The 25,331-nt window shown below is 50.8% G+C and carries 22 protein-coding genes; 5 read left to right on the plus strand and 17 right to left on the minus strand.

The genetic code is table 11. The features are described 5' to 3' along the window. Positions 1–176: 176 nt before the first annotated feature. The 12 genes from nuoL to lrhA all read right to left on the minus strand — a co-directional run bounded on the left by nuoL (position 177) and on the right by lrhA (position 13,721). A complete protein-coding gene (nuoL, locus tag ACF2G4_RS08490; RefSeq protein WP_215846115.1) occupies positions 177–2,012 on the minus strand; it encodes an NADH-quinone oxidoreductase subunit L in 1,836 nt (611 codons plus the stop codon). Next, positions 2,009–2,311, minus strand: coding sequence for an NADH-quinone oxidoreductase subunit NuoK (gene nuoK / locus ACF2G4_RS08495; protein WP_013509877.1), 303 nt, complete (start codon positions 2,309–2,311; stop codon positions 2,009–2,011). Before nuoK ends, nuoL begins: the two co-directional genes overlap by 4 nt. After that, on the minus strand, positions 2,308–2,859 hold the full coding sequence (nuoJ, locus tag ACF2G4_RS08500) for an NADH-quinone oxidoreductase subunit J (RefSeq protein ID WP_215846113.1): 552 nt from the start codon (positions 2,857–2,859) through the stop codon (positions 2,308–2,310). Before nuoJ ends, nuoK begins: the two co-directional genes overlap by 4 nt. 10 nt (positions 2,860–2,869) lie before the next feature. After that, positions 2,870–3,412 carry an NADH-quinone oxidoreductase subunit NuoI gene (gene nuoI / locus ACF2G4_RS08505; protein WP_215846111.1) on the minus strand — a complete coding sequence of 181 codons (543 nt, stop codon included), beginning with the start codon at positions 3,410–3,412 and terminating at the stop codon, positions 2,870–2,872. An 11-nt stretch (positions 3,413–3,423) separates the two neighbouring features. Then, positions 3,424–4,401: an NADH-quinone oxidoreductase subunit NuoH gene (gene nuoH / locus ACF2G4_RS08510; RefSeq protein ID WP_215846110.1), complete on the minus strand. Its 978-nt coding sequence runs from the start codon at positions 4,399–4,401 to the stop codon at positions 3,424–3,426. Continuing rightward, positions 4,398–7,121: an NADH-quinone oxidoreductase subunit NuoG gene (gene nuoG, locus ACF2G4_RS08515; RefSeq protein ID WP_332627238.1), complete on the minus strand. Its 2,724-nt coding sequence runs from the start codon at positions 7,119–7,121 to the stop codon at positions 4,398–4,400. The genes nuoH and nuoG overlap by 4 nt, the downstream gene beginning before the upstream one ends. A gap of 109 nt (positions 7,122–7,230) precedes the next feature. Continuing rightward, positions 7,231–8,571: an NADH-quinone oxidoreductase subunit NuoF gene (gene nuoF / locus ACF2G4_RS08520; RefSeq protein WP_215848237.1), complete on the minus strand. Its 1,341-nt coding sequence runs from the start codon at positions 8,569–8,571 to the stop codon at positions 7,231–7,233. Between the two features lie 2 nt (positions 8,572–8,573). Beyond that, entirely contained in the window at positions 8,574–9,089 is a 516-nt protein-coding gene (gene nuoE / locus ACF2G4_RS08525) for an NADH-quinone oxidoreductase subunit NuoE (protein WP_243077517.1), read from the minus strand. Between the two features lie 2 nt (positions 9,090–9,091). Continuing rightward, entirely contained in the window at positions 9,092–10,891 is a 1,800-nt protein-coding gene (nuoC, locus tag ACF2G4_RS08530; protein WP_215846108.1) for an NADH-quinone oxidoreductase subunit C/D, read from the minus strand. Between the two features lie 117 nt (positions 10,892–11,008). After that, positions 11,009–11,686 carry an NADH-quinone oxidoreductase subunit B family protein gene (locus ACF2G4_RS08535; RefSeq protein WP_215846106.1) on the minus strand — a complete coding sequence of 226 codons (678 nt, stop codon included), beginning with the start codon at positions 11,684–11,686 and terminating at the stop codon, positions 11,009–11,011. A 15-nt stretch (positions 11,687–11,701) separates the two neighbouring features. Continuing rightward, positions 11,702–12,139 carry an NADH-quinone oxidoreductase subunit A gene (locus ACF2G4_RS08540; RefSeq protein ID WP_332627244.1) on the minus strand — a complete coding sequence of 146 codons (438 nt, stop codon included), beginning with the start codon at positions 12,137–12,139 and terminating at the stop codon, positions 11,702–11,704. Positions 12,140–12,797: 658 nt separating this feature from the next. Continuing rightward, entirely contained in the window at positions 12,798–13,721 is a 924-nt protein-coding gene (gene lrhA, locus ACF2G4_RS08545) for a transcriptional regulator LrhA (RefSeq protein ID WP_215846102.1), read from the minus strand. 963 nt (positions 13,722–14,684) lie between these two features. Between lrhA and ACF2G4_RS08550 the strand changes: the two genes are divergently transcribed. Both ACF2G4_RS08550 and yfbR read left to right on the plus strand, forming a co-directional pair. Further along, on the plus strand, positions 14,685–15,902 hold the full coding sequence (locus ACF2G4_RS08550) for a pyridoxal phosphate-dependent aminotransferase (RefSeq protein WP_215846100.1): 1,218 nt from the start codon (positions 14,685–14,687) through the stop codon (positions 15,900–15,902). A gap of 70 nt (positions 15,903–15,972) precedes the next feature. Continuing rightward, positions 15,973–16,572 carry a 5'-deoxynucleotidase gene (gene yfbR / locus ACF2G4_RS08555; protein ID WP_409075872.1) on the plus strand — a complete coding sequence of 200 codons (600 nt, stop codon included), beginning with the start codon at positions 15,973–15,975 and terminating at the stop codon, positions 16,570–16,572. A 22-nt stretch (positions 16,573–16,594) separates the two neighbouring features. Here the strand turns inward: yfbR and ACF2G4_RS08560 are convergent, their stop codons facing one another. The 3 genes from ACF2G4_RS08560 to yfbV all read right to left on the minus strand — a co-directional run bounded on the left by ACF2G4_RS08560 (position 16,595) and on the right by yfbV (position 18,365). Continuing rightward, a complete protein-coding gene (locus ACF2G4_RS08560; protein WP_409075873.1) occupies positions 16,595–17,254 on the minus strand; it encodes a sugar phosphatase in 660 nt (219 codons plus the stop codon). A gap of 13 nt (positions 17,255–17,267) precedes the next feature. Then, complete coding sequence (locus ACF2G4_RS08565) at positions 17,268–17,762, minus strand: YfbU family protein (RefSeq protein WP_215848236.1); 495 nt, start codon at positions 17,760–17,762, stop codon at positions 17,268–17,270. A gap of 150 nt (positions 17,763–17,912) precedes the next feature. Further along, positions 17,913–18,365, minus strand: coding sequence for a terminus macrodomain insulation protein YfbV (gene yfbV, locus ACF2G4_RS08570; protein ID WP_215846095.1), 453 nt, complete (start codon positions 18,363–18,365; stop codon positions 17,913–17,915). A 335-nt stretch (positions 18,366–18,700) separates the two neighbouring features. Here yfbV and ackA point away from each other — a divergent pair, with 335 nt between their 5' ends. From ackA to ACF2G4_RS08585, 3 genes are all read left to right on the plus strand, one after another. Then, on the plus strand, positions 18,701–19,903 hold the full coding sequence (gene ackA / locus ACF2G4_RS08575) for an acetate kinase (protein WP_332627251.1): 1,203 nt from the start codon (positions 18,701–18,703) through the stop codon (positions 19,901–19,903). Positions 19,904–19,972: 69 nt separating this feature from the next. Beyond that, positions 19,973–22,117, plus strand: a complete 2,145-nt coding sequence (gene pta, locus ACF2G4_RS08580) for a phosphate acetyltransferase (protein ID WP_215846091.1) — start codon at positions 19,973–19,975, stop codon at positions 22,115–22,117. 411 nt (positions 22,118–22,528) lie between these two features. Further along, on the plus strand, positions 22,529–23,791 hold the full coding sequence (locus tag ACF2G4_RS08585; RefSeq protein WP_409075874.1) for a 4-aminobutyrate--2-oxoglutarate transaminase: 1,263 nt from the start codon (positions 22,529–22,531) through the stop codon (positions 23,789–23,791). 127 nt (positions 23,792–23,918) lie between these two features. On the opposite strand, the gene yfcD is transcribed toward ACF2G4_RS08585, so the two are convergent. Together yfcD and yfcF are read right to left on the minus strand one after the other, a co-directional pair. Continuing rightward, the gene (gene yfcD / locus ACF2G4_RS08590; RefSeq protein ID WP_215846088.1) at positions 23,919–24,434 is read right to left on the minus strand and encodes an NUDIX hydrolase YfcD; all 516 of its coding nucleotides are present in this window, start codon (positions 24,432–24,434) and stop codon (positions 23,919–23,921) included. Between the two features lie 112 nt (positions 24,435–24,546). Further along, on the minus strand, positions 24,547–25,188 hold the full coding sequence (gene yfcF / locus ACF2G4_RS08595; protein ID WP_215846086.1) for a glutathione transferase: 642 nt from the start codon (positions 25,186–25,188) through the stop codon (positions 24,547–24,549). Positions 25,189–25,331 lie beyond the last annotated feature (143 nt).

Below are 25,331 nucleotides of genomic sequence, written 5' to 3' on the forward strand. Positions count from 1 at the left end.
CTTGCTCGCCACTTTAGTTCCCGGCAGTGCCCGCATTCCTCACGTACGTTAGTACGCTCCGGTTGCTGTGCGCTGGCGTTAAGTAAACTGGCTTCGCCGATGACGCCCTAATATCTCAGGTAATTTTACAATCTCGTTCTGGGATGAGATCGAGACCTCATCCCACGCATTAACCTTTAAATCACCAACATCAGCGCCAGCACCACCACGGCACCCACGCTCATTGATGCGACATACCAGCGCAGGTAACCATTTTCACTCACCACCAATCCTTTATTGGCGATACGTGAAAGCAGCGCAGGCAAGTTCATCAAACCATTGAGCGGATCACGCTTCAGCAGCCACGCAATGCCCAGATAAGGTTTAACGAATACTTTGTCGTAGAGCCAGTCAAAGCCCCAGGCAGCAAACCACCATGTGCCGAAGAAACGACCCGGCGCACTGTTGGCGATGCTGGTCACCAGCTGGCGTTTGCCCAGCCACAGCGCAGCGGCGATCAGAATACCAACAACCGCAACCACGCCTGAGGCGATTTCCAGACCTACCTTGCCCTCTTCACCAAACTCATTGGCGGGTAACACACCCGCTAATGGCGGCGTAATTAACGCGCCAATAAAGGTCGACAGCACCAGCAACACAATCAATGGCAGATGATGGGTAATGCCTTTGCCGGCATGCGCATGGATTTTCTCTTCGCCGTGGAAAACGATGAAGATCATGCGGAAGGTATAAATAGAGGTCAGGAACGCGCCGACCAAACCGGCAACCATGAGGTTGATATGGCCGTTGGCTAATGCACCAAACAAGATCTCATCTTTACTGTAGAAGCCTGCGGTAATCAGCGGCAGCGCAGCCAAAGCGGCACCGCCAACGAGGAAGCAGGTATATACCAGCGGAATACTTTTACGCAGGCCGCCCATTTTGAAGATGTTCTGTTCATGGTGACAGGCCAAAATAACGGAGCCTGAAGAGAGGAACAGCAACGCTTTAAAGAAAGCATGCGTCATCAGATGGAAAATAGCTGCATCCCACGCCTGCACGCCCAACGCCAGGAACATGTAACCAATCTGGCTCATGGTGGAGTAGGCGAGAACGCGTTTGATGTCGGTTTGCACCAGAGCAGCAAAACCTGCCAGCACCAGCGTGATAGCACCAATAATGCCAACCAGATGCAGAACTTCCGGCGTTAACAGGAACAAGCCGTGGCTACGGGCAATCAGGTAAACACCGGCCGTGACCATGGTAGCGGCGTGGATCAGTGCCGAAACCGGTGTTGGACCTGCCATCGCATCGGCTAACCATGTCTGCAATGGCAGCTGAGCAGATTTACCCACCGCGCCACCTAACAGCATCAAGGTTGCCCATTGCAGCATATGGTTATCGGCGGCGAAGTGTGCCGGCGCTAACTCCACCATCTCGCGGAAGTTCAGCGTGCCCAACTCGTTGTAGAGAATGAACAGCGCAAACGCGAGAAAGACGTCACCGACGCGCGTGATGATAAACGCTTTCATCGCCGCTTTGCCGTTTTCTGGATTGCTGTAATAGAAACCAATCAGCAAGTAAGAGCAGAGACCTACGCCTTCCCAACCGAGATACATCAGCATCAGGTTATCGGCCAGTACCAAAACAACCATGCTGGCGATAAACAGGTTGGTATAAGCGAAGAAGCGAGAATAACCCTCTTCTCCGCGCATATACCAGGATGCAAACATATGGATGAAGAAACCCACGCCGGTTACTACCGACAGCATGGTCAGCGACAGTCCATCCAGCGTTAGATTCACTTTGATATCAAAGTTGCCGACCTGCATCCACGTCCACAGTGGCTGGGTGAAAATCTGCTGGCCGTTGGCAAAGAAATCAAAGCCCGCATACACCGTTACCAGCGCGGCCAGTCCAACCGATCCCATGCCAACCGCTGCCGACAAGTTCTCTGACCAGCGACCGCGAGAAAACGCTAACAGCAAAAAGCCAATTAACGGAAACAGTACAGTTAAATAGAGAAGATTCATCCGCGCATCTCGCTCACAGTATCAATGTTCAGCGTCTGACGACGACGATAAAGCTGGAGCAGCAGCGCCAGGCCAATACTGGCTTCGGCTGCAGCAAGGCTGATTGCCAGGATATACATTACCTGACCGTCAGCTTGTCCCCAGTAACTGCCCGCCACCACTAACGCCAGCGCTGCAGCATTGATCATGATCTCAAGACCAATCAGCATGAACAGCAGGTTGCGACGCAGTACCAGTGAAGTCAGTCCGAGGACAAACAGCACGGCGGCGAGAATCAATCCGTGTTGTAGAGGGATCATGCTTGCTCCTTATTCGCTTGCTGTGCATCTACTGAGCGATTACTCAGCACTTCGCCCTGACGCTCTTCGCGACCAATATGGAACGCGACGACCAGACCAGCCAACAGCAGCATTGATGCCAGCTCAACGGCTAAAACGTAAGGACCAAACAGGCTAATGCCGACCGCTTTCGCATCGATAATTTTGCCGTCAATGCCTTGATCGTTTGCCGTCAGAATGGCATAGACCATTACCGCTAACAGCAGTAGCGACACGATGCCTGGGCCAATCCACAGCGAAGGCTTCAGCCATTCACGTTCCTGGCTCTCGGTGGCTTTGCCCAGGTTCAGCATCATCACCACGAACACGAACAGCACCATGATGGCACCCGCGTAGACAATGATTTCCAGCGCACCCGCAAAGTAGGCGCCCATCGAGAAGAACACACCCGCAATCGCCAACAGTGAAATGATCAGGTACAGCAACGCATGTACCGGATTAGTGTGAGTAATAACGCGCAATGTCGTTAGCACCGCCACCAGTCCGCAAAGATAAAACGCAAATTCCATGCCTCGCTCCTTAAGGTAATAAGCCTTTGACGTCGATAGGTTTAGCTTCATTTTCAGCTTCACCTTTATCTTTACCGTCAATCGCCATACCCGCCATGCGGTAGAAGTTGTACTCCGGATATTTACCCGGACCAGAGATCAGCAGATCGTTTTTCTCGTACACCAGATCCTGACGTTTAAACTCGCCGAGTTCGAAATCCGGCGTCAGCTGAATCGCTGTTGTCGGACAAGCTTCTTCACACAGGCCACAAAAAATGCAGCGTGAGAAGTTGATGCGGAAAAACTCTGGATACCAACGACCGTCTTTGGTTTCCGCTTTCTGTAATGAAATACAGCCTACCGGACAGGCTACCGCACACAGATTACAGGCAACGCAACGCTCTTCACCGTCTGGATCGCGCGTTAACACGATACGACCGCGATAACGGGGTGGCAGATAAACCGGCTCTTCCGGGTACATTTGCGTTTCGCGTTTGGCGAAGGCATGCATGCCTATCATCCAGATACTGCGAACTGTCGTGCCGAAGCCAACGACAATATCTTTTAAAGTCATTTGTTAACCCCTTACTGCGCTGTGTAGAGAATCACTGCGGCGGTCGCCAGCAGGTTCAACAGCGTCAACGGCAGACACACTTTCCAGCCGAACGACAGCACCTGGTCATAGCGTGGACGCGGAAGCGCAGCACGTATCAGGATGAACATCATCATGAAGAACGCCGTTTTCAAGGCGAACCAGATGAACGGCGGCAGGAAAGGTCCATGCCATCCACCAAAGAACAGCGTAACGATCAGCGCCGATACCGTGGTAATCGCAACGTATTCGCCGACGAAGAACAGACCAAACTTCATCCCGGCGTATTCAATGTGATAACCATCGGCCAGCTCTTGCTCTGCTTCAGGTTGGTCAAATGGATGACGGTGACATACCGCAACGCCTGCAATACAAAAGGTCAGGAAGCCGAAGAACTGTGGAATGATGTTCCAGAGATGGGTTTGGCTATTAACGATGTCATTCATGTTGAATGAACCCGCTTGCGCAACCACGCCCATCAGCGACAGGCCAAGGAACACTTCGTAACTCAGCGTTTGCGCCGAGGCACGCATGGCACCAAGCAATGAGTATTTGTTGTTACTCGACCAACCTGCGAACAGCACGGCGTAAACCGCAAGTCCCGCCATCATCAGGAAAAACAGCAGACCAATGTTCAGGTCTGTCACCATCCAGGTCGGCGAAACCGGCACAATCGCAAACGCTAACAACAGCGAAACGAAGGCGATAACCGGTGCCAAAGTAAAGATGAAGCGATCGGTAAACGGCGGGACCCAGTCCTCTTTAAAGAACATTTTGATCATGTCCGCCACCAGCTGGAGCGAGCCGCCCCAGCCGACACGGTTAGGTCCGTAACGGTTCTGGAACAAGCCGAGCAAACGACGCTCGGCAAAACTCATAAACGCGCCACAGGCCACCACCACCAGCAAAATCACTACGGCTTTCACGATGGCCAGCAGAATGTCGATAACGTCCGGTGTTAACCAGCTCATTGCGCCGCCTCCTGCAGTTTGTCAATTTGGCCGTTTGCCAGGAATGGCGGAACGCCCGGCATACCCAGCGGCAGACCCACCTGCCCTGCTTGCAGCGCGGTTGAAAAACGTACCGGCAGACGCAGTGTTTCACCGAAACAGGTGAACTCAACGGCTGCGCCATTGTTCACACCCAGTTTCGCTGCATCGTCCGGGTTAATCACCAGCATCGGCTGTGACATCCGCTTCTGGAAGGTTGGCGAACGCTGTGACATCTCTTCGCTACCGAACAGTTGATAGTAAGGCGCAACACGCCATCCATCATTACTTGCGAAGGAAGCAGGCACCGTACTGAACCACGGCAATTGCGCTTCGCTGGCTTCAAACAGACGTACACCTGGATCGCCATTACGCAATTTGCCCCCCACTTCAGCCTGGAACTTGTTCCACGCCTGCGGTGAGTTCCAACCCGGCGCCCAGGCAAAGGGAATCTGCGAGCGTGCGGCTGATGGCTGGTTATTCCCTTCCATAGAGAAGGCAAACATAGAGTCTTTGTCTTGCGGCTGACGTGGTTCATGCACGTTAATATTGGCGCGTGCAGCAGTACGTCCACTTGAGCGGTGCGGAGAACGAGCCAGTTTCTGACCACGAATACGGAAGCTCGCATCAGGTGCCGCATCTTTAATGCCTTTCAGCTGCGGCAGCTTGGCCACTACTGCATCAATGACGTGATCTAATTGGGTCCAGTCAACGCGGCGGCTTTCCAGTGTGCTATGCAGCGAGTGCAGCCAGCGCCAGCTTTCCAGCATCACGATGCTATTGTCGTAGTAGGCCGGATCGTAAACCTGGAAGAAGCGTTGAGCGCGACCTTCATGGTTGATTGAGGTGCCATCACTTTCAGCAAAGCTCGCGGTAGAGAAAACTAAACCCGCTTTTTCCAGCGTTGCTGTACGTTGATGATCGACCACGATGACGTTGGTTGCGTTGGACAAAGCATTATCCACCAGCGCTTTAGGCGCATGGCGATAGAGATCGTTTTCCAGCACGACCAGCGTATCAGCTTCACCATTACGCAGCTGTTCCAGCGCACTGTCCAGCGTCTGACCGCCCATCAAGCCCAATCCCATGCTGTTCGCATGTCCAGCCAGCAAGGTAATGCCAACATCGGCGCCGCGCGCTTTCAACGCTTTAGCGACGTTGGCAGCGGCTTCAATCATTGCGGTGCTGCCTGAATGGGTACCCGAAATAATCAGCGGTTTTTTCGCGCCAGCCAATGCCTGCACGACAACATCCAGTTTACCGTTCAGGCTCTTGTCAAAATCGCTGACCACTGGCGCGGTTTCATCCAGCGCATTGGCAATTGCGAAGCCTAAACGCGCCTGATCTTCAACCGGCGCGCGATAACTCCACGCCGCAATATCATCAAGGCGAGTTTCGTCGACGTTAGTCACGAACAGCGGATGCTTAGCGTGTTGACCGATATTCAAAATGGCGGCGATTTGCCAATCAGCAACTTTCTGTGCTGCGGCCATATCACGCGCTTTGCCTTTTACCGCTTGACGCACAGAAAGCGCAACGCGAGCACCGACTTGGGTCAGATCTTCGCCCAACACCAGCACGGCATCATAGCTTTCTATTTCGCGCAGCGCTGGCGTGTAGATTCCGCCTTCACGCAATACTTTCAGCATCAGTTCAAGACGTTCTTGCTCACCTGCTGGCATGCCGGTAGAGAAGTTTTCAGCACCCACCAGTTCGCGCAGCGCAAAGTTACTTTCAATGCTGGCGCGTGGTGAACCGATACCGATCACTTTCTTCGCCTGGCGTAATACGTCAGCACCCGCGTTGACCGCTTGCTCAGCATTGAGCGTGACCCAATCATTGCCACGTAACAGGACAGGATGACGTGGGCGATCTTTGAGATTGACGTAGCCATAACCAAAACGGCCACGGTCACACAGGAAGTAGTGGTTTACCGTACCGTTATAGCGGTTTTCAATACGACGTAATTCACCGTAGCGCTCGCCAGGGCTGGTGTTACAGCCGACGCTGCATTGCTGGCAGATGCTAGGCGCGAACTGCATGTCCCATTTACGGTTATAGCGTTCTGAATGCGTTTTATCGGTGAACACGCCGGTCGGACAGATCTCGACCAGGTTACCGGAGAATTCGCTTTCCAGCGTGCCATCTTCCGGGCGACCGAAATAGACATTGTCATGTGCGCCGTAAACACCGAGGTCGGTGCCATCCGCATAATCTTTGTAGTAACGCACGCAGCGATAACAGGCAATACAGCGGTTCATCTCATGAGAAATGAAGGGGCCGAGATCCTGATTGCGATGGGTACGTTTGGTGAAGCGGTAGCGACGGAAGCTATGGCCGGTCATCACGGTCATGTCCTGAAGGTGGCAGTTACCGCCCTCTTCACATACCGGACAATCGTGCGGGTGGTTGGTCATCAACCACTCAACCACGCTTTCACGGAATTCTTTGGCTTCGCCATCGTCGATAGAAATAAAGGTGCCGTCAGAAGCCGGTGTCATGCAGGACATGACAAGGCGGCCGCGGGTATCTTCGGCATTCTGGAATTGCTTCACCGCACATTGGCGGCAGGCGCCCACGCTTCCCAGCGCCGGGTGCCAGCAAAAATAAGGAATATCAAGGCCCAGAGAGAGACAAGCCTGCAACAGGTTGTCCGCTCCGTTCACATCATACTCTTTACCGTCTACATGGATTGTAGCCATAGTGAACATGCTTCCGTAAGGCTCGTCAGAAACGAGCGTTAATCATATTCTTGTTCCTGAACGCGTCAGGAACAGCGGCGCAAGGCCTGGTTCCGTGTGCTGCGGCGAATTACCAGCGTGCTTTCAGCAGGTTTGGCTGGATACCACCGATTGAACGGGTATTGCCAAACACCTGCGGCGCAATGCCAGCTTCAAACTCTTCACGGAAATATTTAATCGCGCTTTGCAGCGGCTCAACGGCACCCGGCGCGTGTGCGCAGAAGGTTTTGCCTGGGCCCAACTGACGGCAAAGCTGCAGTAAGGTTTCGATATCCCCCGGCTGGCCTTGCTTTTCCTCCAGCGCACGCAGGATTTTCACGCTCCACGGCAGACCGTCGCGGCAAGGCGTACACCAACCGCACGATTCACGCGAAAAGAACTCTTCCAGGTTACGTACCAGCGAAACCATGTTGATTTCGTGATCGACCGCCATCGCCAGCGCCGTTCCTAAACGACTGCCCGCTTTACCGATACTGGCAAACTCCATCGGCAGATCGAGATGCTCATCGGTCAGGAAGTCAGTGCCCGCACCGCCTGGCTGCCAGGCTTTGAAACGCAAACCATCGCGCATGCCGCCAGCATAATCTTCGAGAATTTCACGAGCGGTAATGCCAAACGGCAGTTCCCAAACGCCTGGATTTTTCACGCGACCGGAGAAACCCATCATCTTGGTGCCAGCATCGTCACTTTTCGAAATGCCTTTGTACCACTCTACGCCGTTGGCAAGGATGGCTGGCACGTTCGACAGCGTTTCAACGTTGTTAACACACGTCGGTTTGCCCCATGCACCCGCGCTGGCAGGGAAAGGTGGCTTAGAACGCGGGTTAGCACGACGACCTTCCAGCGAGTTGATCAGCGCCGTTTCTTCGCCGCAGATGTAACGTCCTGCGCCGGTGTGAACAATTAACTCAAAATCAAAACCGGTGCCGAGAATATTTTTACCAAGGAAACCAGCTTCGGTGGCCTCCGCAATGGCACGGCGCAGATTCACTGCGGCTTCAATATACTCACCGCGCAGGAAGATGTAGCCACGGTAGGCTTTAAGCGCGAAAGCACTGATCAGCATGCCTTCCACCAACTGATGTGGCATCTGTTCCATCAACAGGCGATCTTTGTACGTGCCGGGTTCCATTTCATCGGCGTTACACAGCAGGTAACGAATGTTCATGGACTCATCTTTCGGCATCAAGCTCCATTTCAAGCCGGTAGAGAAGCCTGCACCGCCGCGTCCTTTCAGACCAGAATCTTTGACTTGCGCCACAATTTCGTCAGGCGCCATGCTATTTAGCGCTTTCTCTGCGCCAGCGTAGCCATTTTTGCTGCGATATTCTTCAAGCCATACCGGCTGCTTATCCTCGCGCATGCGCCAGGTCAGCGGATGCGTTTCGGCAGTACGAATGATCTGTTTGATTGTCATTGATACTGCTCCAGTAATGAGGCGATAGCTTCCGGCGTTAAGTGAACGTGGGTATCTTCATCCACCATCATGGTCGGCCCTTTGTCGCAATTGCCGAGACAACAGGTTGGCAGCAATGTGAAGCGGCCATCTGCGGTAGTTTGTCCCGGTTTGATACTCAGGTTCTGTTCCAGCGCAGCCTGGATACCTTGATAACCGGTGATATGGCAGACCACGCTGTCGCAATAACGAATCACATGGCGACCCACCGGCTGGCGAAAGATTTGGCTGTAAAAAGTCGCCACGCCTTCCACATCACTGGCCGGAATTCCCAGCACCTTAGCAATGGCATGAATCGCACCATCCGGCACCCAACCGCGCTGCTTTTGCACGATTTTCAGCGCTTCGATGGACGCGGCGCGCGCATCTTCATAATGATGTTTCTCGTGCTCGATGGCGTGATGCTCTTCCGCGCTCAGCACGAAGACCTCGTTTGGGTCGATCGTTTTAACGGCAATGTGTTGATCGTGCATAATTAGCGGTCCACGTCTGACATAACAAAATCGATACTACCGAGGTACACGATCAAGTCGGATACCAGGCTGCCTCGGATCACGGAAGGGATCTGCTGCAGATGCGGGAAGCTCGGCGTACGCACGCGGGTGCGGTAGCTCATGGTGCTGCCATCGCTGGTCAGGTAGTAACTGTTGATTCCTTTGGTCGCCTCAATCATCTGGAAGGATTCATTGGCTGGCATAACCGGGCCCCAGGAAACCTGCAGGAAGTGGGTGATCAGGGTTTCAATGTGCTGCAGCGTGCGCTCTTTCGGTGGCGGCGTAGTCAGCGGATGATCCGCTTTGAACGGGCCTGCCGGCATGTTTTTCAGGCATTGCTCCAGAATACGCAGCGACTGCCACATCTCTTCCATTTTCAACATCACGCGCGTGTAAGCATCGCTGATGCCTGCGCCCACAGGAATTTCGAAGTCGAAATTTTCATAACCTGAATAAGGGCGCCATTTACGCACGTCAAAATCCAGTCCGGTGGCACGTAAACCTGCACCGGTTGTGCCCCATGCCAGCGCTTCTTCCATATTGTAAGCGGCAACACCTTGTGAGCGGCCCATCAACACGGAGTTACGTAACGCTGCTTTGTCATACTCTTTCAGACGCTTCGGCATCCAGTCGAGGAAATCACGCAGCAAACGTTCCCAGCCTTTCGGCAGATCGTGCGCAACACCACCAATGCGGAACCACGCCGGATGCATACGGAAACCGGTGATTGCTTCCACCACATCGTAAATTTTTTGACGATCGGTAAAGGCGAAGAACACGGGCGTCATTGCGCCAACGTCCTGTATGAAGGTGGAGATGTAAAGCAGATGACTGTTAATGCGGAACAGCTCGGAAAGCATAACGCGAATCACATTCACGCGATCCGGCACGACGATGCCAGCCAGTTTCTCAACTGCGAGCACGTAAGGCATTTCGTTAACGCAACCACCAAGGTATTCAATGCGATCGGTGTAAGGAATGTAGCTATGCCATGACTGACGTTCACCCATTTTCTCTGCGCCGCGATGGTGATAACCCACATCTGGAACACAGTCGACGATCTCTTCACCATCCAGCTGCAAAATGATGCGGAAAGCACCGTGCGCTGAAGGATGGTTTGGACCGAGGTTAAGGAACATAAAGTCTTCGTTGGCGGTACTGCGCTTCATGCCCCACTCTTCTGGCTTGAAGGTCAGTGCTTCCATTTCTAAATCTTCTTTCTGCTTAGTCAGCTCGAAAGGATCGAATTCGGTTGCACGAGCAGGATAATCCTTGCGCAGCGGATGACCTTCCCACGTTGGCGGCATCATGATGCGCGTCAGGTGCGGATGACCATCAAAGGTAATGCCAAACATTTCCCACGTTTCGCGCTCATACCAGTTGGCATTCGGGAAAAGTTTGGTGAGGGTTGGCACGTGCATGTCGTTTTCTGATAAAGCGACTTTGAGCATGATGTCGCGGTTACGCTCAATCGACAGCAGATGATAGAAAACGGAAAAATCCGCAGCAGGTAAGCCTGCGCGGTGGGTACGTAAACGCTCATCCATGCCATGCAGGTCATACAGCATGACGTAAGGCTTAGCTAATTTACGAAGAAATTCGGTGATTTCCAGTAACTGTTCACGCTTCACCCAAACAACCGGAATGCCGGTGCGGGTGGCCTGAACGGTAAAGGCATCCGGCCCAAAACGGTTACGCAACTCGCCGATCACCGGATCATCCAGGTGATCCCGGGTTTGCCATGCTGGCTGAGCGAGATCTTGCGTGGTCAAATCTGTCATACGTTACTCACCATTCCGGCCTGTAATCAGGCGCTCAAATGAAGGCGTCAGGATGGGGCCGTGCATTAAATTTTAATATTATGCTGCGGGCGCTAAATCCATCCGTGTACGGTTAGCTTAAACTTCGTCTGGAGTACGCAGGTTGGTAACCGCGATACGCTCGCCACGCTTTCTTTCGCGCTCTGGCTGCATATTGGCGCGATACACGCCCTGATCACCTACCACCCATGAAAGTGGACGGCGTTCTTTACCAATCGACTCTTGCAGCAGCAGCAACGCCTGCATATAAGCTTCTGGACGCGGTGGACAACCTGGAATGTACACATCTACCGGCAGGAATTTATCCACACCCTGAACCACTGAATAGATATCGTACATGCCACCAGAGTTGGCACAGGCCCCCATCGAGATCACCCATTTCGGCTCCAGCATTTGGTCATACAAACGCTGAATTACCGGGGCCATTTTGGTAAATGGCGTACCGGCGATCACCATGAAGTCAGCCTGGCGCGGAGATGCACGCATAACTTCTGCTCCAAAACGCGCAACGTCATGCACTGCGGTAAAGGAGGTGGTCATTTCAACGTAGCAACAGGAAAGACCAAAGTTGTACGGCCAAAGGGAGTTTTTGCGTCCCCAGTTCACCATATCGTGCAGGGCATTTTCGAGTTTGCCCATGTAGACGCTGCGATGAACATGCTGCTCCAGCGGATCGCTGACGATTTCCTGCTTTTGCAGAGGATAACGGTCGTTGTCACCACCGTTCGGGTCTATGCGGGTGAGCGTATAGTCCATCTTATTGCCTCTCTTTTACTGCTTGTGAGGATTGGTGTGACTGATCGTGTTGGTCTTAACCACGATGCGGCGACGTGCAGGAGCCCAATCTAACGCACCAATGCGCACCAGATAGACCAAGCCCGCCAGGAGCACCAAAATGAAAATTGCGGCTTCCACAAAGCCGACCCAGCCGCTTTCACGGATTGAAGTCGCCCATGCGTATAAAAAGAGGGCTTCGACGTCGAAAATTACGAAGAACATCGCAACCAGATAGAATTTCGCCGAAAGGCGGAGATGTGTATCACCAACGGATTCGATACCAGATTCAAAAGGCGTGTCTTTGTAGCGGGCGCGTGCTCTGCCACCTAACAGCCATCCTCCGGTCAACATAAAAGCGCAAAGGCCAAATGCAATGACGATAAATACGATAAACGCCCAATGCTGAGCGATGATTTCGGTGGTTGTTGACATACTCTTTGCTTACTCATCAAAAGTGGCGCTGGCATCCTGCACGGGTTCTGGCAGCAAACTCACCACATCGATTCAAGGGAAGGATGAAAAACCTTATAAACTTTGCCGTCATTATCAAATAAGCAGCAATTTTATGGGGTTTTTTACTCCTTTCTATAACCTTTTGTCAACTTTGACAAAAGTATCCAAACATTATTTTACAGCTGCATCATATTATTAACAAATGATGCCCCTCATGCCAGCTAAATCGCTTCAGTCTGTAGGGTTAATTTTAGTGTAGCGGGTATTCACATGCATGGATCGTGCATTTAACAAACATATTTTGACAGGATTCGCGTCGTTTTCCTTCCCCTTAGCAGGGGTATTTTCTTGATCCAGGACACACTTCTGGCCTTTACGCACTAAAAACCAACAATCAGCACTGCGTTTTGGAATGTTTTTTCCGTTTTTTCGGATTGAAGGTTTCAACAAGCAGTAAAAATGAAAATAATTTCATTTGAGGATTATTACGGGACGTTAAAGGGGGACAAATAACGGATACGATGAGGAGAAAGGAATATAAAAAAAGCCTCTCATTCTGATAAAAGAACAAGAGGCTTATTTTGATCGCTTTTAACAATTGCTCAAAACGGAACCAGAGACAGTATTAGCAGCGAATTTACTCTTCGTCATCCAGTAATAAAGTACCGTCTGGATTAGCGCTGAGATTGTAGGGATCATTGGTTGACTGCATTGCGTTGAAGATAGCCAATGCGAGTTCATTATCGCTATTAGGATTACGACACAGCAGATATTGTGTATCTGGCAACACTGGTAAGCCTTCGGCAGCACCCATAACACGCAGTTCTGGACTCATCATTTCTACCGGACGCGCTGTTACACCCAAGCCCGCTTTAACAGCCGCACGTACTGCTGCCAATGTGGAAGCCACATACGATATACGCCATGGGATGCCCGCCTCGTTGAGATGATCAATAGCCATATCACGGTACGGACTGGGCTCGTCAAGCAGAACCAATGGAATAGCTTCACCTCGCTGGAAAATGTAATCCGCTGCGCAATACCACAACGTTGGCGATGTACGCAGAACCTGATAGGTAAAGTTACCTGGACTGGAGGTGGTCACCACTAAATCCACTTCACCCTGATTCAGCATTTCCATCATGAATGGATTGCGTTTAACGCGGACATCAATAGCGAGTTTTGGATAAACCGATGTCACGCGGTTCAACAAAAACGGCAGAATGGTGTCGGATGTATCATCAGATGCGCCAATGGTCAGGACACCCTGAATATTGCTATACATCAAAGAAGTACAGGCTTCATCATTGAAGCGGAGAATCTTTCTGGCGTAACCTAAGAGCTGAATTCCGTGTTCTGTTAACAGTTTGTTACGTCCATGTCTGGCAAACAGCTCTTTACCTACCAATTGCTCCAGACGTTGCATCTGCTGACTGACCGCTGACTGGGTTCGGCAGACCGCTGCAGCTGCAGCCGCAAACGTATTCAAATCCGCAACAGCCACAAAAGTTCTCAGCAGATCGAGGTCGAGATTGAGTATCGGACGATTTGCATTAGTCATGTTTTTTCTTCACTTATTAGATTTTTACGAACTACTACCCTGGTGTTATTACACATCTCATCAAAGTGATAAGCGGTAATGGTGCTTAATGGCAGCCCTGTGTGAAGACTGCCACAAAAAGTGGTCGAACGAATATTAACGAAAGCTCAAACCCGCATAATTGGGCAAAGCAGTATCGTTTAGACAGATACAACTTCTGAGCCGAAGGCGCTGGGTGCGCAAATGCAGTAAGCTGCGTAGTTGTCTAAATCCCGCCGAAACAGTGATTGCGGGACAAAAAAAGAACGGCGTACTTTTATGATGCTCGGTAAATAGTGGCATCAAATAATAAATTATACTTAATCATTTTTGACGTCAAAATGGAAATGTTTTTGTGAAAAGCGCTGTAAATTTTGTTGTAACCCCCTTTCTCACCTATCCTGCCACACTACTGGCTATTTTTTAACCTTTTCATTTCTGAAAAAACAAACAAAGTGAGAAGACATGCCTGAAGTCTTCCTTGCTACGCCCGCGCTGGACCTTACGACAGCGTACAATTCTGGTTATTCACTGCATGAATGACAATAATTACCAGCTGTAAATCACATTACATAAGTGCATCAATTCACCACTGCTCACAAAACACCCATCAATGCAATATCGCTTAACTATTTCAATTGGCATCTATCTTACTCAAGCCTTTTTTAAAAATTGAAAATGGCAAATTCAGTATTAAAAATCTGGATTAATGACTTTACAGCCCTTTTTTATGGATTGGTTAAAAATGCCAAATAAAACAATATTATTAGTTCATTTGACTAAATTAAACGACTGAGAATATTTTTTGCGCCACGGCTCGCATGAAAAGATGCTTAACGCGCCAAAACCGGTTAGCACCCTTCTTTTGTGTTCAGCAGGAGAGTACATTGTGCTGGTTTGATTTCAGTGGCAGGTAAAAGGATTCTGCCCATAAAGGCGGTAATAATGACTTTTCAAATTGATAAATCCGGAAAGCTGGAAAATGTTTGCTATGACATTCGCGGTCCGGTCTTAAAAGAAGCTAAGCGTCTCGAAGAAGAAGGTAACAAAGTCCTTAAGCTGAACATTGGTAACCCAGCACCGTTCGGCTTTGAGGCACCTGACGAAATTCTGGTCGATGTCATCCGCAACTTGCCTAGCTCACAAGGCTATTGTGATTCCAAAGGTCTCTATTCAGCGCGTAAAGCCATCATGCAGCATTATCAAGCGCGTGATATGCGAGACGTTACGGTTGAGGATATTTACATCGGCAATGGTGTTTCTGAACTGATTGTTCAGGCCATGCAAGCGCTGCTAAACAGTGGCGATGAAATGCTGGTGCCTGCACCCGATTATCCGTTATGGACAGCGGCTGTGTCGCTATCCAGCGGAAAAGCAGTGCATTATCTTTGTGATGAGTCAGCTGGCTGGTTTCCTGATCTGGACGATATTCGCAGCAAAATCACGCCGCGTACTCGCGGTATTGTGATTATTAACCCGAATAACCCTACCGGTGCGGTATACAGCAAAGAGTTGCTGCTGGAAGTGGTTGAGATCGCGCGTCAGCATAACCTGATTATTTTCGCTGATGAGATCTACGACAAGATTCTCTACGACGACGCGCAACACCACTCAATCGCTGCGCTGGCACCCGATCTCCTGACCGTAACTTTTAACGGACTCTCTAAAACCTATCGCGTTGCCGGTTTCCGCCAAGGCTGGATGGTATTAAACGGTCCGAAAAAGCATGCTAAAGGCTATATCGAAGGGCTGGAGATGCTTGCGTCTATGCGCCTGTGTGCCAACGTTCCGGCACAACATGCCATTCAGACTGCATTAGGCGGTTATCAAAGCATCAGCGAGTTTATTGTGCCGGGCGGACGTTTATATGAGCAGCGCCAGCGTGCCTGGGAACTCATTAATGATATTCCCGGCGTCAGCTGTGTGAAGCCGCAAGGTGCGCTTTACATGTTCCCGCGTATTGATGCAAAAAAATTCAATATTTTTGACGACCAAAAAATGGTTTTGGATTTTTTACTGCAAGAAAAGGTGTTGTTAGTACAAGGCTCCGCCTTTAACTGGCCTTGGCCAGATCATCTTCGTATCGTGACGCTGCCACGCGTTGACGATCTAGAGATGGCGATCAATAAATTTGGCCGATTCCTGCAAGGCTACCGTCAGTAATCACGCCCGCGTATACTGTTTGTATTTCGGGGAAAGCTGGTCTTTCCCCTGCCTGCAAACAGGATCATCCATGACTCAAAGCCATTTTTTCGCTCATCTTTCCCGACTCAAACTCATCAATCGCTGGCCGTTAATGCGCAATGTGCGCACGGAAAATGTCTCCGAGCATAGCTTGCAGGTAGCCATGGTGGCGCATGCTTTGGCTGTCATTAAAAATAAAAAATTTAATGGCAATCTCAACGCAGATCGCATTGCAATGCTGGCGCTTTATCACGATGCGAGTGAAGTATTAACTGGCGACTTGCCCACGCCAGTAAAGTATTACAATGCGCAGATTGCCCATGAATATAAAAAAATTGAGAAAATTGCACAGCAAAAACTGATTGAAATGCTGCCGGCAGAGTTCCAGGACGTTTACCGCCCGCTGATTGATGAACATCTGCATGGCGTTGAAGAACAAGCAGTAGTAAAGCAGGCGGACGCACTTTGCGCCTATGTAAAATGCCTGGAGGAGTTATCTGCAGGTAACAATGAGTTTTTACTGGCGAAAGCACGGCTGGAAAAAACGTTAGCGCAGCGCCGTTCGCCAGAAATGGATTATTTTGTAGAGGTGTTCATTCCTAGCTTCAGCCTGTCGCTGGATGAAATTTCACAGGACACGCCGCTGTAATAAAGGCGGCCTTAGCCGCCCCTTAGTTCTGTGTACTCAATGTAAATTGACCGTCAGCCAATTTCGTCACGACTAATGATTCCAGTGATGTCAGCTGAATTGTCACTTCATTAAGACGTGGCGTATCCGCTGGTGCATTAGCTGCAATCACGGCGCATCCCGCATTAAGACCTGATAAAACGCCGGCTGGTGCATCTTCAACGACGACGCATACGTCAGGCGATAAGCCTAATTTCTTTGCACCTAAAAGGTAAGGATCGGGCTCTGGCTTGCCTTTCACGACTTGTTCAGCGGTGATGAAAACGGCAGGCTGCGGTAATTCAGCCGCTTTATGGCGTGCGTGGGCGACCGGAACGGAACCTGACGTCACAATTGCCCAAGGAATTTGCAATTCATTCAGCGTAGACAGTAGCGCCTTAGCGCCAGGTAATGCCTGTACGCCATCCGTGTCTTTCGCTTCGGTTTGTTCTAACGCCAAAAACTCAGCCTGAATAGCCTCCTCAGACTGACCAGCCATAAAATGACGTAACGACGTAATTGCCTGTTTGCCATGAATGAACGCCAGAACGTCGTCTGCCGCGATACCCTGCCGCGCTGCCCAGTTGCTCCACGCGCGCTCTACTGCAGGCAACGAGTCCACTAAAGTGCCATCTAAATCAAACAAAAAACCGCTGTACGTCACACGTCACTCCTCATCAGGCATTGATTACTTGCGCAATTTCATTCGCGCTCAAATGGTATTGACGAGGACAAGTCTGCCACAAAGCTAGCATGCGTTGATACTTTTCCCACATTGGCGTTTGTGCATTGAAGCCGTGCGTGCCTGAATCAAACTGGGTGTATCGCCCTTCGGTATTGACCATAAAACGGACATAACCGAGATAACGTGCTTCGGTGGCTGCATCAAAGCCGAGAAAGGCCAGGCGACGCTCTTCAAGCTGCTCTTTTTCCTTGAGGTTTGACCAGGAAACATGCAGCGCGTGGTGCAACTCCATGATATCAATGAGGGTGCGGCAGGTTTCTTCAGTGAGCTCACCGAAATCTTTATCCAGCTCACGCATCTGTAAGCCGTAACCTCGTTCGATGATAGTTTGATAGCGACGGAAGCGTTCGGCGTTTTCAGGTTCCAGCATCGCCATAATTTTATATTGATTGGTCAGGATTAATCGCTGTGCATGGGTCATTTCCATCATTTACTCCGAGGCCTAAAAGGCGCTTAAGTTTTATACGATAGAGAAATGATTACACAGGGTTAGCAATACAGGTATGACAGCATCACTTTTCTTTGATTTAGACGCGGGTTCAAGGCGAATTCTTACCTGCGAAGAACCCATGTCCAATCAAAGATCGTCGAGAAAGGTGCGATCCAGCTGTTTAAAGGCGCGTTTTAAAACATCAGCTAATGCCTGATACGTTGGCTTACCCTCGACCGGCGCAATTGCCTGCCCCGCCTCCTCCAGCCTGGCGCGAACTTCATGAAACCAGTTCAGTAGCGTGGGCGGCAAAGGTGTAACAGAGCGCTTACCAAGCCACCACAAGCCTTGCATGGGTAGCGTGCAGGCAAACAGCGCGGTTGCAACAGCGGGTCCAAGCTGGCCGCCTAACGCAATTTGCCAGGTCAAGGTGAACACCGCAAGAGGCGGCATAAAACGAATGGCGAAGCGGGTTGCCGTCGACACGCGATTTTCAGGAAATATTGGCGCAAGGCGTTTGTCACTTGGCCAGGTCTTCATATAGTGCTGGCCGCGTTGAAAAATACGGAACCAGCTGGTACTGCCAGATTCATTCGCCATAGCGGACCTCAACTATTACTGCAAACTTTAAAAGATAGTTATAACCACACAACTTTACGTAACATCCTTCAAATGTTTTTGTCTTTAAACAGGACTCCAGCTATTCTGACGCCGTTTCGATACGGTTTTGGAAGCGGCTAGCACCACCGGGAAATGGCCTGAGTCCTGTTTCGATAAATAGACTTCAAATTTTTGCGTAAAATTACCGAAATTTTTTGCGTAAAGTCATCGTTTGACTAGCGCATGATGTTTATCATTAATCTACCAGCTTTCATGGGCTACGCTGATAGTCTGACTGCGTTTTTTTTAGCCACTTTTAACAAATAGGTACTTCCATGTCGAGTAAGCTAGTACTGGTCCTGAACTGCGGCAGTTCTTCTCTGAAGTTTGCCATCCTAAATCCTGCCAGCGGCGACGAGTTCCTTTCTGGCCTTGCAGAATGCTTCCATTTACCTGAGGCACGTATTAAATGGAAACTGGATGGTCAAAAACAGGAAGCACCATTAGGTGCTGGCGCGGCGCATAGTGAAGCACTCAATTACATTGTTAAAACCATTCTGGCACAAAAACCAGAGCTTTCGGCACAAATCGCTGCAATTGGTCATCGCATAGTTCACGGCGGCGAGAAACTGACCCAATCCGTCATTATTACTGAAGATGTGGTTCAGGGCATCAAAGATGCTTCTTCTTTCGCTCCATTGCATAACCCTGCGCACCTTATCGGTATTGATGAAGCGATGAAAAACTTCCCGCACCTGTCCGATAAGAATGTCGCGGTATTTGATACAGCTTTCCATCAGACAATGCCGGAAGAGTCATATCTTTATGCTCTTCCCTACAAACTTTATAAAGAACATGGCGTCCGTCGCTATGGTGCGCACGGCACTAGCCACTTCTATGTCAGCCATGAAGCAGCAAAAATGCTTAATAAACCGCTGGAAGAACTCAACGTTATCACCTGCCATTTGGGTAACGGCGGTTCTGTGTCAGCTATCCGCAATGGCGTGTGCGTTGATACCTCAATGGGTTTGACCCCGCTTGAAGGTCTGGTCATGGGAACACGTAGCGGCGACATCGATCCCGCTATCATCTTCTTCCTGCATGACACGCTGGGCATGAGCGTAGATGCCATCAATAAATTGCTGACCAAAGAATCTGGCCTGCTGGGCCTGACCGAAGTCACCAGCGATTGCCGTTATGTTGAAGATAATTACGAAACCAAAGAAGATGCTAAGCGCGCGATGGACGTTTTCTGTCATCGTCTTGCCAAATATATCGGCAGCTACACCGCCTTGATGGAAGGCCGTTTGGACGCAGTGGTATTCACCGGTGGAATTGGTGAAAACGCCGCCATGGTGCGTGAACTGGCATTGAAAAAACTGGGTCTGCTCGGTTTTGAGGTTGATCACGAACGCAACCTGGCGGCACGGTTTGGTAAGTCAGGTTACATTAATAAAGAAGGTACGCGTCCCGCGCTGGTGATTCCGACCAACGAAGAGTTGGTCATTGCCCAAGACGCCGCGCGTCTCACCGCTTAACGCTTTTCTCCGTCAGCTCATGCTGGCGGAGTTGTTTTTGACACCCTGCAATACCTGAGAGGTTCAATCGTGTCACGTACAATTATGCTCATTCCGACCGGCACCAGTGTCGGCCTGACCAGCGTCAGCCTTGGCGTTATTCGTGCGATGGAGCGCAAAGGCGTTCGCCTCAGCGTCTTCAAACCTATTGCTCAGCCGCGTACCGGCGGTGATACGCCCGATCAAACCACCACTATCATTCGCAAAAATTCCTCTATCCCAGCGGCTGAGCCTTTACAGATGTCGCGCGTGGAATCGCTGCTCGGTTCTAACCAGCAAGATGTGTTGATGGAAGAGATCATCGCCCGCTATCATGCTAATTCGCAGGATGCGGAGGTGGTGCTGGTTGAAGGTTTAGTGCCGACGCGTAAACATCAGTTTGCTACCGCGCTCAACTATGAAATCGCTAAAACGCTAAACGCAGAAATCGTCTTTGTTATGGCGTTGGGTAACGACTCAACCGAACAGTTAAAAGAGCGTATTGAGTTAACCCAAAGCAGCTTTGGCGGCAAAAAGAACAAAAACATCACCGGCGTTATTATTAATAAACTCAACGCACCGGTTGATGAGCAAGGCCGCACTCGTCCTGATCTGTCCGAAATTTTTGATGACTCCTCTAAAGCCAGCATCGCGAATATTGATCCTAAGCAGCTGTTTTCCGACAGCCCGCTGCCGGTGCTGGGTTGCGTACCATGGAGCTTCGAGCTCATTGCGACACGCGCTATCGATATGTGCCGCCATCTGAATGCGCGCGTTATCAACGAAGGTGACATCCAGACTCGCCGCGTTAAGTCGGTGACGTTCTGTGCACGAAGCCTGCCGCACATGCTGGAACATTTCCGCCCAGGTTCACTGCTGGTGACTTCAGCCGATCGCCCAGACGTGCTGGTTGCTGCCTGTCTGGCCGCTATGAATGGCGTCGAAATTGGTGCCATTCTGCTGACAGGTAACTATGAAATTGACCCGCGTATCGCTAAATTGTGCGAACGTGCTTTCCAGACGGGATTGCCAATGTTCATGGTGAAAACTAACACCTGGCAAACCTCACTCAGCTTGCAAAGCTTCAATCTGGAAGTGCCCGCTGACGATACTCAACGCATCGAAAAAGTGCAGGAATACGTTGCCAACTTCATTAATGCCGACTGGATTGAGTCACTGACGGCGACTTCTGAGCGCAGCCGCCGCCTGTCACCGCCAGCCTTCCGTTATCAACTGACCGAACTGGCGCGTAAAGCCGGTAAACGCATCGTATTGCCAGAAGGCGATGAGCCGCGCACCGTTAAAGCTGCTTCGATTTGTGCCGAACGCGGTATCGCAACCTGTGTATTATTGGGAAATCCAGACGAGATCCAGCGTGTTGCTGCTGCGCAAGGCGTTGAATTAGGCAGTGGCATTGTCATTGTCGATCCAGAAGTGGTACGTGAAAACTACGTACCGCGCTTGGTGGAACTGCGTAAGAGCAAAGGCATGACCGAAGTTGTTGCACAGGAGCAGTTAGAAGATAACGTGGTGCTGGGCACCATGATGTTGGAAAGCGGCGAAGTCGACGGCTTAGTTTCTGGCGCGGTTCACACCACTGCCAACACCATTCGTCCACCGCTGCAGCTGATTAAAACTGCGCCAAACAGCTCCCTGGTTTCATCGGTGTTCTTCATGCTGCTGCCAGAGCAGGTTCTGGTTTATGGCGACTGCGCCATCAACCCAGACCCAACGTCTGAACAGCTGGCAGAGATTGCAATTCAATCAGCTGATTCAGCAAAAGCCTTTGGTATCGATCCGCGTGTAGCGATGATCTCTTACTCAACCGGCAATTCTGGTGCCGGTAGCGATGTAGAAAAAGTACGCGAAGCCACGCGCATTGCGCAGGAAAAACGTCCTGATCTGGTGATTGATGGCCCGCTGCAATATGACGCGGCTATTATGGAAGATGTGGCGAAATCTAAAGCACCAAACTCAGCGGTTGCGGGTCGCGCCACCGTGTTTATCTTCCCGGATCTCAACACGGGTAATACCACTTACAAAGCGGTACAGCGTTCAGCCGACCTGATTTCCATCGGGCCAATGCTGCAAGGTATGCGCAAGCCGGTCAACGACCTTTCTCGTGGCGCACTGGTGGATGATATTGTCTACACCATCGCGTTAACCGCAATTCAGTCTCAGCAAGCTGAAGGCTAAAATGTGATGAGAGCATGCAGCAATGCATGCTCTTTTTATTTAGATGACGCAAGTAAGTGATACGCCATTCAACCACGATCGCCAACGCTTCCACCCTGCATAATTAATTTACGCAGACATCATCCCCATCCCACTTTGCACTTCAGAATTTCACACCGTTCCCGCTCCGCGCTTTAAGCAACATTACTCACCCCTTTTCGGCATACCAGAAAACAAATGCAGCCCATTTCTGTGATGTGCTATTCATTCAGAACCGAGTGAATCGCTGACGATTTGCATCAGCAAGGCAGGCGGCTGTATATCTGCCGTAGGCGATATAGAATTTGTTCAGCGTGCCGTTGGCAAGGGCTTCTTTTACCCTGGCGCCAGCAGATCGCCCAGTAAGCTTTGCAACCACAACGAGGTCAACTTATGAGCAACAGTGAAGTGCACGCACGTCGTCTCAAAGCCACACCGCGCGGCGTCGGCGTCATGTGTGATTTCTATGCAGTGAAGGCCGAAAATGCCACGCTGTGGGATCATCAAGGCCGAGAATATACCGATTTCAGTGCCGGTATCGCAGTTCTAAACACCGGGCATCGCCATCCAAAAGTGATCGCCGCAGTAAAAGAGCAGCTCGATTGCTTCACCCATACCGCTTTTCAGATCGTGCCTTACGAAAACTACATTAAGCTGGCAGAGCAACTGAATCAGCGCGTGCCGATTGCCGGTCCGGCGAAAACCACCTTCTTTTCTACCGGCGCTGAAGCGGTTGAAAACGCCGTGAAGATTGCTCGTGCAGCAACCGGCCGGCCGGGCATTATCGCTTTCACCGGCGCATTTCATGGTCGCACTTACATGACAATGTCGCTGACAGGCAAAGTGACCCCTTATAAAACCGGTTTTGGTCCCTTCGCGGGTTCTGTATTTCATGCCCGCTATCCGAACGCGCTTTACGATTGCAGCGTTGAAGACGCACTGGAAAGCTTGCACGCTATTTTCCGTTGCGATATCAGTCCGCAACACGTCGCCGCCATTATTTATGAACCGATTCAGGGCGAAGGCGGCTTCAATGTTGCCCCCGCTGATTTTGTTACGGCGTTGCGTCAGCTATGCGATGAGTACAACATCCTGTTAATTGCCGATGAAATCCAATGTGGCTTCGCCCGTACCGGTAAACTGTTCGCCAGTGAATATTACCCTGACGTAAAACCCGATTTGATCACGATGGCGAAGAGTCTGGCCGGCGGTATGCCGCTCTCTGCAGTATCGGGTCGTGCTGAAGTCATGGACGCACCCTCACCGGGCGGTTTGGGCGGGACTTATGCCGGTAGCCCACCCGCAATCGCGGCTGCGCTGGCAGTGCTGGATGTCATTGCTGAAGAGAATTTGTGCGAGCGGGCCAATCAACTCGGCAGTGAACTGATTGAAACGTTGCATAGTGCAGGCTGTAAAGCGCTGGTTGAGGTACGAGGACGCGGCTCAATGATTGCAGCTGAATTTCACAATGATAACGGGAAACCCTGTGCTGAGACGGCAAGAGCAATCCAGCAACAGGCATTGTCGCAGGGTTTATTGTTGCTGACGTGCGGCGTTCACGGCAACGTGATCCGCTTTCTTTATCCGCTTACCATTCCCGATACTCAGTTCCGCGCCGCCCTCACGCTGCTTAAAAATATTCTGCATGAATACTAATACTGAGCCACGCATTTGATCAGAGAGATTAAGGAGAAATAAGCGTCCACCGCAGAACAGCGGCGGACGCAGTTGGGTTTATATCGTACTGGCGAAAATGCCTTTCACTGCGAGAAGAGTAAGCGAATTATTTTTCGCCGTTGCGGCTCATCCACAATGAAAGCGCCTTCAACGAATCATCGGTAAATTCGTCACAACGCGCAGTGATTTCATCCGGCGTCATCCAGTAAATCTCATCAACTTCGGCTTCTTGCATGGCAAAAGGGCCGTGAGAAACGCAACTGAACAACCCGCCCCACACGCGACAGTGCTGATCTTCGAAGTAGAATTTGCCATGCTCCGCGAATGGGACATCAGCAATACCTAACTCCTCTTCCGCTTCACGGCGTGCGGATTCCAACAGGTCTTCACCGCTCTGCACCACGCCGCCTGCCGTAGCATCCAGCATGCCAGGCATAAAATCTTTTGTCTCGGTACGGCGCTGTACCAGAATCTTACCCATGCCATCGTGTACCACGATGTAGGTGGCGCGGTGGCGCAGGCACTGTGCACGCATTTGCGCACGCGTTGCCTGTGCTACGACCTCATTCTCTTCGCTAACGATATCGACCCACTCAATGTCGCCACCCTTTTGATCCACCATCCGTAACCCTTTCCTGTTTGGCATGCCCTGTTGCACGCACTGTTATTGCCACGTCTTTATAATAGTGTGGCGTAAGGTAATCACTTCCGTTAGCTTGAGCAAGCCTCGATCTTTACCGTTTTTTGCCGCTTTCAGCCAACCACAACTGTACAGAGGCGCGTTGCCACTGAAATTCAGCGTAATGCTGTAGTTTTATCGGCAGGTTATCGCCATGCAGCGCCAGTCTATTCAACATCACCGCTAAATCGGTATCTGCAATAGACCATTCGCCAAACATGTTCTGTTGCCCTTCCGGTAACAAGCGTTCGCCAGCAGCAATCAGTTTTTCAGCCGCCTGTTGCGCTGCGGGCGTCAACGGCGCAAAGCGTTCACCAGCAAATAACACTTCAGTGGGACGCTCCTGACGGATCGGCATAAAATCACTGCGCAGCCACGCCTGAACTTCGCGTGCTCGCGCACGATTTTCACGATTTTTTGGGTAAAGACGTTCAAATTCGGGCGCAGGAAACCGCTCTTCAAGGTACTCGCTGATAGCGGAGGATTCGCTCAGCACCAGATCATCGATTTGTAATGCAGGCACGCGACAGGTTAATGACAGCGCACGGTAATCGGCTGAATATTGTTGGTCTTGAGACAAGTCGACACGCTTAAGGCTGAAGGGAACGCCTTTTTCCGTTAATGCAACGTAAACCGACATGGCGTAAGGACTAAAAAACGATGAATCAGACCACAGGGTGATGGACGGGTAATTCATCTGCTACCTCAAATAGCTATCAGGGTTGCATCATGTTTACCGATTTTTATTTACAAAGGCAACGCCCGGCTGGTCCGATGTTTGCCTGTTCCGCATGAAACCTCGAAGCGGCTCACGCTACTCCTCTCGCACTCTTCTATGCT

Source organism: Pantoea phytostimulans, assembly GCF_046118715.1.
In the GTDB taxonomy this organism is placed as follows: domain Bacteria; phylum Pseudomonadota; class Gammaproteobacteria; order Enterobacterales; family Enterobacteriaceae; genus Pantoea; species Pantoea phytostimulans.

Bases quoted from the DNA above. Each gene is read 5' to 3' on its own strand.
- nuoL (WP_215846115.1), bottom strand. From the start codon at position 2,012: ATGAATCTTCTCTATTTAACTGTACTGTTTCCGTTAATTGGCTTTTTG.
- nuoK (WP_013509877.1), bottom strand. From the start codon at position 2,311: ATGATCCCTCTACAACACGGATTGATTCTCGCCGCCGTGCTGTTTGTC.
- nuoJ (WP_215846113.1), bottom strand. From the start codon at position 2,859: ATGGAATTTGCGTTTTATCTTTGCGGACTGGTGGCGGTGCTAACGACA.
- nuoI (WP_215846111.1), bottom strand. From the start codon at position 3,412: ATGACTTTAAAAGATATTGTCGTTGGCTTCGGCACGACAGTTCGCAGT.
- nuoH (WP_215846110.1), bottom strand. From the start codon at position 4,401: ATGAGCTGGTTAACACCGGACGTTATCGACATTCTGCTGGCCATCGTG.
- nuoG (WP_332627238.1), bottom strand. From the start codon at position 7,121: ATGGCTACAATCCATGTAGACGGTAAAGAGTATGATGTGAACGGAGCG.
- nuoE (WP_243077517.1), bottom strand. From the start codon at position 9,089: ATGCACGATCAACACATTGCCGTTAAAACGATCGACCCAAACGAGGTC.
- nuoC (WP_215846108.1), bottom strand. From the start codon at position 10,891: ATGACAGATTTGACCACGCAAGATCTCGCTCAGCCAGCATGGCAAACC.
- ACF2G4_RS08535 (WP_215846106.1), bottom strand. From the start codon at position 11,686: ATGGACTATACGCTCACCCGCATAGACCCGAACGGTGGTGACAACGAC.
- ACF2G4_RS08540 (WP_332627244.1), bottom strand. From the start codon at position 12,139: ATGTCAACAACCACCGAAATCATCGCTCAGCATTGGGCGTTTATCGTA.
- lrhA (WP_215846102.1), bottom strand. From the start codon at position 13,721: ATGACTAATGCAAATCGTCCGATACTCAATCTCGACCTCGATCTGCTG.
- ACF2G4_RS08550 (WP_215846100.1), top strand. From the start codon at position 14,685: ATGACTTTTCAAATTGATAAATCCGGAAAGCTGGAAAATGTTTGCTAT.
- yfbR (WP_409075872.1), top strand. From the start codon at position 15,973: ATGACTCAAAGCCATTTTTTCGCTCATCTTTCCCGACTCAAACTCATC.
- ACF2G4_RS08565 (WP_215848236.1), bottom strand. From the start codon at position 17,762: ATGGAAATGACCCATGCACAGCGATTAATCCTGACCAATCAATATAAA.
- yfbV (WP_215846095.1), bottom strand. From the start codon at position 18,365: ATGGCGAATGAATCTGGCAGTACCAGCTGGTTCCGTATTTTTCAACGC.
- ackA (WP_332627251.1), top strand. From the start codon at position 18,701: ATGTCGAGTAAGCTAGTACTGGTCCTGAACTGCGGCAGTTCTTCTCTG.
- ACF2G4_RS08585 (WP_409075874.1), top strand. From the start codon at position 22,529: ATGAGCAACAGTGAAGTGCACGCACGTCGTCTCAAAGCCACACCGCGC.
- yfcD (WP_215846088.1), bottom strand. From the start codon at position 24,434: ATGGTGGATCAAAAGGGTGGCGACATTGAGTGGGTCGATATCGTTAGC.
- yfcF (WP_215846086.1), bottom strand. From the start codon at position 25,188: ATGAATTACCCGTCCATCACCCTGTGGTCTGATTCATCGTTTTTTAGT.